This window comes from Bacillus sp. 7_6_55CFAA_CT2 (genome assembly GCF_000238655.1).
Taxonomy (GTDB): domain Bacteria; phylum Bacillota; class Bacilli; order Bacillales; family Bacillaceae_G; genus Bacillus_A; species Bacillus_A cereus.
Genome location: NZ_JH414712.1, coordinates 93,916 through 105,426, shown reverse-complemented (window position 1 = coordinate 105,426; position 11,511 = coordinate 93,916). Strand labels below are relative to the sequence as shown.

Here is an 11,511-nt window from a genome sequence, read left to right as displayed (position 1 = left end):
TTTTACTTACTTGTATAGTGACCTATCAGGAAATTATTCGCATTTATACATAAAAAACTTTAATTATAAGGTTACAGTGTGTTTGTATGCGTTATTCTTTAAAAATTGAAGAAATACTACTAGCAGCAAACATATTCAACATTTTCCATCTGAAATATCTTAGTAACATTTTTAAAATTTCCTCTAACCTATGAGTTTAATGGGATCATCTTTGTATCTCATTACCCGAATAAAGATAATTTGTGACATATTTTAAAATAAACTATATATCAAGCAATCTGCTTTTTAAAATTGTTATAATATGAACGAACATCTTTGCTCAATACTTCACAATAGAAAGGAGAAATTGATATGAGAAAACGAAAACGCTTAGTAATAATCGGTAATAGTATATCTAGTTTACGCTGTATTGAAGAGATTTTAATACAAAATCCTAATATGTATAGCATTTCTATTTTCAGTGATGAACTCTATCCTCTCTACAATCAAATAAACACTATTTCATTACAATTAGATATTAAAAATAGAATACAAAAGCAATATAATTGGTACAAACAACATAATATTAAGCTTTTTACAAACGAAAAGGTAATAGAAATTGATCGTGAGGACGAGGTCATTGTTACAGATAAACGCCGTATTGTTTTCTACGATAAACTCATCATTGCAACAGGATCTACTGCTTTTATTTTTCCCGTTAAAGGACTGCAATTATTGGGAGTAAATAAACTTAGAACAACTGAAGAAATCCAATTTCTATTAAATATTAAGAAGCATGCAAAAAAAGCTATTATTATTGGCAATGGCCTGCTCGGTCTAAAAATTGCACAAAAATTATTTGATTTTGGAATAGACGTCCACGTAGTTCATTTCAGTTCACACTTAATGGCAAAACAAGATATCTTGGCTTGTTCATTACTATGTAACAAGCTAAAAGCAAAAGGGATTCAATTTCTCATGGAAAAAAACACGGTTAAAATCCTAGGTACAGACTATGCAGAGGGGATCCAATTCGAAGATGGCACTATTAAAAAATACGATTTAATTGTAATACCTATTGGTAGGCGACCTAATACACATTTAGCAGAAAAAGCTGGCTTATATGTTAAACGTGGCATAGTTGTTAATAAGTATATGCAAACAAATGATAAATTAATTTATGCAATTGGTGAATGCACTGAACACAATGGGATTACATTAGGATTTCCAGCTCCCCTCCATGCACAAGCTACTGTATTGGCCGAGCATATAACAAATGTACAGACAAATACTCTTTTTGCATAATTTCTTAGTTAATTAAAACTAATTCTTTATAACTTTTATCTAAAAAACTCTTCTTAATAATTGTTTAAGAAGAGTTTTAAACCTTTGAAAACGTGTTAAAGAGAACACCTTAATATTGACACATTTGCAACCCCGTTACGTATTAAATTAAAGTATTAATTTAACGAATTTCCGGAAAGAATTCTCCTTCCTCAAGCGTGTGAAGGGCGTAGCCCAACGGTAGGTGGGAGATGAATTTCGGTTTGGCGTAGCCAAAAGGTTTTCCTTTTTATTTTGCCTCTGATATAATCAGTCTTATAAATTATAAAGGCTGGTATATAAATGAAATTAGATAGTAATAACCATTCAGTATTCTTGTTATATTATCACCTTGTATTGGTCGTGAAATACAGAAGAAACGTGTTTGATGATGATATGTCAGACTATGCAAAAGATATGTTTGTTCGACTATCTGAAAACTATAACATCACATTAGTTGAATGGAATCATGATGTAGATCATGTTCATATTTTGTTCAAGGCACACCCTAATACAGAAATGACAAAATTCATCAATGCTTATAAAAGTGCAAGTTCTCGACTTATTAAAAGAGATTTTCCACAAGTGAAAAAGAAACTTTGGAAAGAGATGTTTTGGGCAAGAAGTTTTTGCTTGCTAACTACTGGTGGTTCGCCAATAGACGTAGTAAAAACATATATTGAAAATCAAAGTGAAAAGTGAGGTGAAATGATATGACAAAGCATAATAAAGCGTATAAATTCCGTTTGTATCCAACAGAAGAACAAGCACATCTTATGCGTAAAACCTTCGGTTGTGTACGTTTCGTGTATAATAGAATGTTAGCTGAACGAAAAGAAGTGTACGAAAAATACAAAGATGATAAGGAACAACTCAAGAAACAAAAGCTTCCCACTCCTGCGAAATACAAAGCAGAATTTGAGTGGTTAAAAGAAGTTGATTCATTAGCATTGGCAAATGCTCAACTAAACTTGCAAACTGCCTATAAGAATTTCTTTCGTGGTCAAAATGACTTCCCAACATTCAAAAGCAAAAAAGACAGAAAGTCTTATACAACGAATGTAGTGAACGGAAATATTATATTGCTTAACGGTCATATCAAATTGCCAAAACTGAAAATGGTACGTATCAAGCAGCATAGAGAAATACCACAAGACCATGTAATCAAGTCATGTACGATTTCTATGACACCTACTGGTAAATACTATGTGTCTATCTTGACTGAATACGAAAAAGAGATTGTACAAAAAGAAGTAGAAACAATTGTTGGATTAGACTTTGCGATGGATCGATTATACGTTAGTTCTGAGGGTAAGAGAGCCAATTATCCTAAATTCTATCGTGAAATGTTAGACCGATTAGCAAAGGCACAACGAGTATTATCAAGAAGAACAAAAGGTTCTATTCGTTGGAATAAACAACGTATCCGTGTAGCTAAGTTACATGAAAAAGTAGCGAACCAACGTAAGAACTTCCTTCATCATAAGTCTAAAGAGTTAGCTACTCATTTTGATGTTGTAGCTATTGAAGATCTAAATATGAGAGAAATGTCGCAAGTACTTCATTTTGGAAAAAGTGTCGCTGACAATAGTTGGGGTATGTTCACTTCTTTCTTAGCTTATAAACTACACGAACAAGGCAAACAACTTGTGAAAATAGACAAATGGTTTCCTTCCACAAAAACATGTAGCAGTTGTGGGAATGTGAAAAATATGTCATTGTCTGAGCGAGTATATTCTTGTATATGTGGTGTAAATCTCGATAGAGATTATAACGCAGCTATCAATATCAAAAATGAAGCAATACGCCTATTGGCGTTAGCATAGATAGCAATAAAATAACCCTTGGAACAAGGGAGTTAGCTCGACTGTCTTAGGACGAATTCGTTAGCTACCAAAAGTAACGACTAACCGAGAAGCCCCCATTTCAAACAATCCGTTAGGATGTTAAGTGGCGGGTAGTTCACTTAAGGAGACATACTAAAATGCAACGACACAAAAATATTTATCTATTAATTATTTTATGCACGGTATTATGTATAATAACTCTAGTCCATAAAGGTGAAAATAATAGCGCTAAAAATACAACATATGAGATGGATAAACTTGTTAAACTCGATAAAAAAAATCATATTCTAAAAAGAATAATACTTTAGAAGTCCCTTTGATTCTACAAAATCCAGAATTAGAACGTGGATGCGAAGTTACAAGTTTAGCAATGCTTTTAAATTTTAACGGGCTATCCGTTGATAAATTAGAGTTAGCTGAAAATATTAAATATGTACCTTTTCAACACAATGGATTTATGGGAAATATGGACGAAGGATTTGTTGGAGATATGTATGACATAGATATGCCTGGTTTAGGTGTGTATATTAAGCCGATTTTAGAGTTGGCCAAATTATACATATCGGAGAATTGTATTATAGACTTAACCGGAAGTAATCCGGAAGATTTATATAAAGCAATTGACAAAGAACACCCTGTTTGGATTTTAACAAACGCGAGCTTTCGCAAACTACCTGATTATGAATTTCGTACTTGGAAAACAAATATGGGTGAGAGACAGGTTACATACCGTCAACATAGTGTTTTACTAACTGGATACACCGATCAATATGTATACATTAATGATCCATTAGATACGGAAAAAAATAAAAAATTGATAAGAAGGATTTTGAAGAAGCATGGGTTCAATTAGGCAGACAAGCCCTAACTATCATTCCTAAAAAAAACACAGAGCTATAAGATTTGAGATAAACTTAAAATTACTAATTTCTCATTATATAATTATTACATAATAATACCTAGTTTACACGAGAATCACTAACGTTATTCGTTATTAATTATATAAAATTAAAGGACACACCTATACCATTGGAGTGGTACGTAAGGTGTGTCCCTCACATAAATCAAAAATATAAGATAAAATAATTTGAAATTTATTTTTTAAGTTTGATTATAAGGCATGTGATATTTTGTGGCTCAAAAAATCCATACCTTATCAATTAAACCGATTGGTAACACATATTCCCTTTTTTGTGATTTCCTCATATATAATGATTTTAAGAATTTATATAATTAAAATACTTGCTAATTTGTAAAAATTCCTCTTTTATATTCTGAGAAAGGGGTTTTTTGTCAGAAACTGATAAGTCTTCTAATAGCTAACTGATTTTTTATTATTATTTTCTTATTTCCAACAGAGGCCATGAGTCCTAAACTTTCAAACTTATTCAATTTACGACTAATAGTCTCTCTTGTTACCCCCGCATAATTTGCCAATTCCTCTCGTGTCAATGGCAAGTTAATAAGTATTCCATCCTCAGTACTTTTGCCATATTTATCACAAAACTCCAATAGTATGTGAGCAATTCTAACTTCAGGATTGTTTGTAGCTAAATTTTGCACTAAATTCTCTATCTTAGCTAAACGTTTTGTGACAACTTTTAACAACTTTAATGCAATACTTGGATTTCGTTCCATTATATAATCCATATTTTCTTTTTTTAGCATACAGATATGAGTATCTTCTATAGCATATGCACTAAAATTACTTTTTTCATCATAATTAAATATATTTAATTCACAAAAGGATTCACCACTTGTTAGTATATGCAATATTTGCTCTTTCCCTTGAAGAGTTAATGTACATAGCTTTACTTGTCCACTATTAATAATAAATAATGTATCTGATTTATCTCCCTCAAGAATTAATGGCTGACCCTTTTTAAACTTCCTATGTTTTGTCATTGAAGCTATATTACTAATTTCCTCTTCGGAAAGGGTCTTAAAAATTAGTACTTTTCTTGGGCAAAGCTCTCTTGATTTTTTATGATTATCGTCCATATTTTCTCACCTTACTTTAACTATAGAATTAAAAATATAATGATATCCAAGGTTATTATAGACATTTTTATCAAATATTGCAGTGACCCAAATCACAACTATATGTTTATGAAGACAGTGATATACACTATCTTCATAAACATATTTTGATATGGCATAGAAAAATATGGCCCTGAGGAGAAAGGGTGGTGTCAGGGCCATATAGAGTGTACCGAGAATGGCTGAATCGGTATAAGTATCTGCTACATAATTATTATAGAATTTTTCAAAGAATATTTCTGTGACCAGAATCACATTCAAAAATATAAAAAACAATGAGAATACTGTGCAGTATTCTCATTGTTTTTTCCTTCTTATTCATCTAGTGGTGCAAAATGATTTTTATCTTCTCCGCACACAGGACAAACCCAGTCCTCTGGTAAATCTTCGAAACTTGTTCCTGGTTCTATATCCTCATCTGGATCCCCTACCTCTGGGTTATATACATATCCACATGGTAAACAAATGTATTTTTTCATGATTTCCTCTCCTTTTTGTACAGATTTATATTTTTTCTTTTAACTTGTTCATTATTTCACTTATGTTTGTATTTAATAAATCTATTCCTTCTAACGACACATGCTTTTCAATCGCAGATTTGTAAGAAATAGATGCAGCAACTCCTTCTAATGAAATCACACCGACTATTTTATTATCCTTAATAAATAACCTTGTATACTTCTCCTTACCGTCTTCTTCAACAATTGTTGTATCACATTGCTCTTCATTAACAACTCCAATTGAAAATAAAGATACATTGAATGCGTTAAAAATAGTGGTTGGAATTTCTTTTTTATAAATAGCAGTTTTAGAGACCATATTACTACCTGCTACTCTGCCTTGTTCCAAGGCAGTCCCCCATAAGCCTTCAATTTCATTATTTACTTCTGCAACATCTCCCGCGGCGTATACGGAGTCTATATTTGTTCTCATCTCCTCATCCACAACAATTCCTCTATTTAATTTAATAGCCGTATCATGTACAAGTCTAGTATTCGGAGTAACGCCAATTGAGTAGACAATACTATCACAATTAATTTGAGAATTGTCGTTCATCTTTATGCCAGTTACAGATTCTTTCCCGAGAATAGAATCAATAGAAGTATTTAAATACACCTTTACTCCTTCCTTTTCAATTCTTCGTTTCAAGAGAAGCGAAGATTTTGTATCTAATTGTCTTCTCATTAATAAAGGAGCTACTTCTACAATGGATACCTTTTTACCAGCTTTCAGAATAGACCATGCTGTTTCTAACCCTTGTACACCCCCACCAATGGTCACAACACTTTCTTTGTCCTCTAAATGACCTTTAAGCTCATCTGCTTCTTCCATGTCTCTAATAGTAAAAATATTTTTTTATTAATTCCATTTATCTCTAATCTTCTATTATTCGCTCCTGTACAAATTAATAGTTTATGATAAGAAAATACCGCTTCATTGGATGTAACAATAAATTGCTCATCTGTATTAATTTTTACCACCTTTGTGTTTATAAAAACTGATATGTGATTATCTTGATACCACTTTTTCTTTTTAATTAACACTTTTTCACTGTGTAAATCTGAATACAGATCCTTTGATAATTTAATTCTTTTATAAGGTAGTGATGGCTCCTCACCAAAAATAAATATATTTGATCCTTTATCATACTCTCTAATAGTTTTAGCGGCATTTACAGCCGCTACACCACTCCCAATAATAACAAAATTCTTTTCCATGTTTTCACCTCCATTTTTCTATTAAATAGAACTCAATAATAAATCTGTAACAAATGTTGTTGCATGTTGGATTTTTTTTACTTTCTCCTCATCTCTTGGAGAGAATCTAATCCGAATAGGAAATTCAACATGAGTCATACCTGTAGATTTGATAACTTTTGATGTGCTTTGTACATTCATATTTGTTTCATTGAGGTAATCTTGTATCACTTCAATTGCCTCTCCACTCCAACCATATGAACCGAATGAAGCTGCAATTTTCCCTTCTAGGTTCATTTCTGTGATTTCTTTTAAAATGTCTTCTAAATTACCAATTATATCTGCATATCTAGTTGAAGATCCTATGAAGACTGCATCTGCTTCTTGGATACTCTTTAAAACCTCTAATTTTTTTGATTTATCAGCGTTAAATACTGTTACATGAATATTATCTGCTTCTAAAGTTTCTTTAATAATATTTGCCACTTTTTTTGTATTATTTTTAATTGTTGTATATACAATTGTTACTTTCTTATCTTGATTCGTATCTCTACTCATATCCGCATATAATTTAATATACTTCTGTATATCCTGACGTAAAATGTAGCCATGAGATGGTGCAATCATTTGTACATCCAAATCTTTTAGAGCTTCTATTAATGTTCTTACATATCTTCTATGTGGATGGATAATGGCATTATAATAACCAATAAAGTCTTCCGTAATATCTACATTCGCTTTATCACTGAAAATCTCGTCATTTGCTATATGAGTACTAAAAATATCACAAGGAAATAAAATTTTATCCTCTACACAGTAGGTAATCATTGTTTCTTCAGTATGAAGATATGGCGTTTCTTTAAATTTCAATGTTTTTCCACCAATATCTAATGTATCACCGTCTTTTACTACTAAAAACTTTCGATTATGCAGTTTATACATCTCTTGTATTTCTGGTACTGCAATTTCTGTACATACAATCGTTGCATTAGTAGCTCTTGATGCTAATGCTGCCAATCCCCCTGAATGGTCGGGTTCTGTATGATTCACTACGATATACTGAATTTCTTGTGGATCAATTAATTTACTTAATGATTCTACAAATTCTCTTCCAAACTCTATATCAACTGTATCGATCACTGTTGGTTTTTCCGTTTTTAGCAAGTACGCGTTATAAGTTGTTCCTTTTGCTAAGATTAAACGATGAAATGGAACTTCTCTATTATCAACTTTTCCTACCCAATATATATCTTTAGTTAACTGAATTTCTTTGCCCATATAACTCAATTCCTCCTCAATCAGATTCGATTTACCACTGAATTATATAAACTTTTTTATAATTAAAAGAGGACTAGAATCACATTTTAAAAAAATTAATAAAAAAACACCTGAGTAACAGCTTTCTACTCAGGTGTTTTTAAAATTTATTTTGTTGCTACAATTACTAATGCCGGACCATCAAGTGAATATATTTTTTTATCAAAATTAGCGTAAGTTTCTACTGACTCAAATCCACAATCTATTAATATGGGAAGTAATTGTTTTTTTGTAATTGGATATAACTCTATACTATTTGAGAATTCTTCACCATTTGTATTTAATGTTACAGTAAATAGTACCTTTTTTCTCACTATTGCATAATCTCGTTTGAATGAGAAATGTTCTTTCGTAATTACTGGAAATATGAAATTTTTTTGATTTAATACTTTTTCATAGTTTACAATTTGAACTATGAACTTTCCATTTTTCTTAAGTTTTTTAAAAGAACGTTGAATGAAATCAGTAATTTCCTGTACATTGTCCAAATGAACCAACGTATTTCCAATACAATAAATACCATCAAATATCCCAGGCACATCGTCTATTTGCTGCATTCTAAGTGTATTTACAAAAAGTCTTCCCTTATGGGCTATAGCCTTCTCAGAAATTTTATCAGCCATTTTCTTCTCTGGTTCCATCGCAGTTACAATCATTCCTTTTTCAACTAATGCATTAGCCACATTCCCTGTTGCCGCACCTACATCAATTACGGAGTCCCCCTCTTGTAAATATGAAGCAATAAAATTCAATTGTTTTTCATTTTCTGGAAAAATTTCATCATAATACGGCATTAATTTTTGGTAAAAAGTCATTATTTATACATTCCTTTCTACATCCAGGATTGGAGAAAACATTAATACAACAATTAATCCAAACAAATTAATATATGAATATAACATAAACAATATGAATCATTATTAGTCTTTACGAGACAAAATATTTAAATACTATTATTGTTGTAATAAAAACGTAAATAGCATTTATACTCTCTAAAATCCCCACTTTTAAGATTGAAATATTCCTTCCATACAGTACTATAGACCGTATCAAACTTGGGATAAAAATAATGGTAATCGTTGGTGATAAAATAAGTGTAACAATCACAAGTAATAGATGGTACCACCATGACAGAATGCGATACGTTGGATTCTTTTTTTCACGTATCATTGTTTTTACATAAAACGTACTTCCTATAAAATATAAAAATGTTATAGTCGCTATTATCAATATATTTTTATCGACTGTTTTCATTGTGAAGTAATAACTTATAATGCCCCCTATACAAAACAAAAGAATTGCACATACATCATTTAATAAGGCTCGTTCATTTTTTTTGCTAGAAAAATAAATGTTTATACAAAAAAACGGGAGCATAATAATAGAAAAGTAAACTATACGCCATTCATAACTAAGAGCAATAGCTGTACATATACAAGCCTCACCAAAGTACAGAAAAAAATAATACAAATAATACTTCTTTCGCGGCTGTTTTACATACATTAATAAGGGATATGTAGCTAAATACACAAAAAACCACGCTAAAAAAAGAGGTATATGATACCATGTCCATTTACCAGTTAAAATACCTAAAACAAATGGAATAAGCAGCATTCCCCAGGCTCCATGCTGCTTTGGAATAATTAACTTCATTCTTCCACACCTCACATTTAATTTTTTATCAAAATGTTACGTAAGAATGATAAGAATTAGCATGTATATCATTAAATTTATAGATAAAAAACTTTACCAGTGAGAGAATCCCCCCCACTGGTAATCATACTCCACCAATTTAGGGAATACCCATCCCAAATAGTAAAATATAATGAATTTCTCATACTCACTCTTCTCTTATAAGATAAACCATGTTTTAAAAAAATACTGTGAGTGAAATCACTGCATTTTATTTTTATACCTTTTATTTTTTGAACTACCCCCACTTTCACTTCGTTTAGAAGTGAGGGATTCCTAAGTAAAGAGTTCTATCGAACTCTAGTTGATTAGGCTAACCCCGCAGTCCTTGCGGTTAGAAGCCTTATCGCTTCATTTTTTATATTGATACTTGCGTTAATATCCCTATCATGGTGTGTACGACAAGAAGGACAGTCCCATTCACGTAGGTTTAGATTTTTAACGTCTTTGTTCTGATATCCACAACAAGAACATAATTGGCTGGAAGCAAATGTTTTCGATACGACAATGACTTGTTTGCCGTACCATTTTGCTTTGTATTCTAACATGTATCGAAATTGCGACCAAGACACTTCACTAATTGCTTTTGCTAACTTATGATTCTTTAACATATTCGATACTTGCAAATTCTCAATACCGATAACATCGTGGTTTTTGATGATTTCAGTTGAGATTTTGTCTAAGTAATCTTTTCTAGCATTTGAAATGTATTCATGAATTCTAGCTACCTTTACTCGTTGCTTATTCCAGCGAGAAGATCCTTTCATTCTTCTAGAAAGAACACGCTGTGCTTTCGCCAACTTAGCTTCTAATGATCGGAAAAACTTCGGATTTTTATAGGGTCTTCCATCTGACAAAATAGCGAAATCTTTTAGTCCTACATCTATTCCAATGTAAGAATTTGTTTTCGGAAGTTCTTGTACTTCTGTTTCAACTAACAATGACACAAAATATCTACCAGAAGGGTTCCGTCTAACTGTAGCATTTACAATACGTCCCTTTACTTCACTACTTTTGGCAAATCGAACAAGCCCTAGTTTTGGCAATTTAATTTTGTTTTCTATAACAGCAATGTTTTCATTTGTTTGTTTTGTGGTATAAGATTGTACGTTGTTTTTCTTAGATTTAAAGCGCGGGGCGCTGTTTTGTTTTTTGAAAAAGCGTGTATAGGCATCCGCAAGGTTGCGGACAGACGACTGAATCGCAATACTATCCACTTCTTTTAGCCAAACAAACTCTTTCTTCATGGCAGGTAGTTTGGCAGAGCATGTACCATAGTCAAGCCTTTTCCTGTCTCTTTGTATGCGTGATCCCATAAGGATAGGAAATGATTGAATACAAAGCGAGAACAACCAATCGTTTTGTTGATTAGAATTGCTTGTGCTTGATTTGGATAGATACGAAACTTATAGGCTTTATTAATCATCATTTCATTCACCTCCATTTCGGTATATGACCATTATACACCGAACGTATATTTGATAGATAGTGGAGTAACACTTTCTATATGTCGAACAATTCATCTCCCATCTACTCACTGTGCTGTGACCCTTCACGCTCCTTGAGGAAGGAGTCTTCTTGGCTAAAATGATAAAATAAAACATTGTTCAGTGTGT

8 protein-coding genes and 3 pseudogenes are annotated in these 11,511 nt (G+C 31.8%); 4 read left to right on the top strand and 7 right to left on the bottom strand.

All coding sequences use genetic code 11. The annotated features are described in order from the left end of the window. Window positions 1-351: 351 nt before the first annotated feature. From HMPREF1014_RS24010 to HMPREF1014_RS23990, 4 genes and pseudogenes are all read left to right on the top strand, one after another. Entirely contained in the window at window positions 352-1,284 is a 933-nt protein-coding gene (locus HMPREF1014_RS24010) for an FAD-dependent oxidoreductase (protein ID WP_001231610.1), read from the top strand. A gap of 321 nt (window positions 1,285-1,605) precedes the next feature. After that, window positions 1,606-2,004: an IS200/IS605 family transposase gene (gene tnpA / locus HMPREF1014_RS24000; protein ID WP_009327546.1), complete on the top strand. Its 399-nt coding sequence runs from the start codon at window positions 1,606-1,608 to the stop codon at window positions 2,002-2,004. Between the two features lie 11 nt (window positions 2,005-2,015). After that, window positions 2,016-3,128: an RNA-guided endonuclease TnpB family protein gene (locus tag HMPREF1014_RS23995; protein WP_000160661.1), complete on the top strand. Its 1,113-nt coding sequence runs from the start codon at window positions 2,016-2,018 to the stop codon at window positions 3,126-3,128. A gap of 158 nt (window positions 3,129-3,286) precedes the next feature. After that, window positions 3,287-4,049: pseudogene (locus HMPREF1014_RS23990) on the top strand (C39 family peptidase). Window positions 4,050-4,442: 393 nt separating this feature from the next. On the opposite strand, the gene HMPREF1014_RS23985 reads toward HMPREF1014_RS23990, so the two are convergent. The 7 genes and pseudogenes from HMPREF1014_RS23985 to tnpB all read right to left on the bottom strand — a co-directional run bounded on the left by HMPREF1014_RS23985 (window position 4,443) and on the right by tnpB (window position 11,321). After that, entirely contained in the window at window positions 4,443-5,150 is a 708-nt protein-coding gene (locus HMPREF1014_RS23985) for a Crp/Fnr family transcriptional regulator (protein WP_000342564.1), read from the bottom strand. A 353-nt stretch (window positions 5,151-5,503) separates the two neighbouring features. After that, window positions 5,504-5,668, bottom strand: a complete 165-nt coding sequence (rd, locus tag HMPREF1014_RS23980) for a rubredoxin (RefSeq protein WP_000759869.1) — start codon at window positions 5,666-5,668, stop codon at window positions 5,504-5,506. 25 nt (window positions 5,669-5,693) lie between these two features. Continuing rightward, window positions 5,694-6,907 (bottom strand): annotated as a pseudogene (locus HMPREF1014_RS23975) (NAD(P)/FAD-dependent oxidoreductase). Window positions 6,908-6,928: 21 nt separating this feature from the next. Then, entirely contained in the window at window positions 6,929-8,164 is a 1,236-nt protein-coding gene (locus HMPREF1014_RS23965; RefSeq protein WP_000513994.1) for an FprA family A-type flavoprotein, read from the bottom strand. 146 nt (window positions 8,165-8,310) lie between these two features. Beyond that, complete coding sequence (locus tag HMPREF1014_RS23960) at window positions 8,311-9,018, bottom strand: class I SAM-dependent methyltransferase (RefSeq protein ID WP_000145189.1); 708 nt, start codon at window positions 9,016-9,018, stop codon at window positions 8,311-8,313. 112 nt (window positions 9,019-9,130) lie between these two features. Then, window positions 9,131-9,856 carry a YwiC-like family protein gene (locus tag HMPREF1014_RS23955; RefSeq protein ID WP_000766863.1) on the bottom strand — a complete coding sequence of 242 codons (726 nt, stop codon included), beginning with the start codon at window positions 9,854-9,856 and terminating at the stop codon, window positions 9,131-9,133. A 347-nt stretch (window positions 9,857-10,203) separates the two neighbouring features. Further along, window positions 10,204-11,321 (bottom strand): annotated as a pseudogene (tnpB, locus tag HMPREF1014_RS23950) (IS200/IS605 family element RNA-guided endonuclease TnpB). Window positions 11,322-11,511 lie beyond the last annotated feature (190 nt).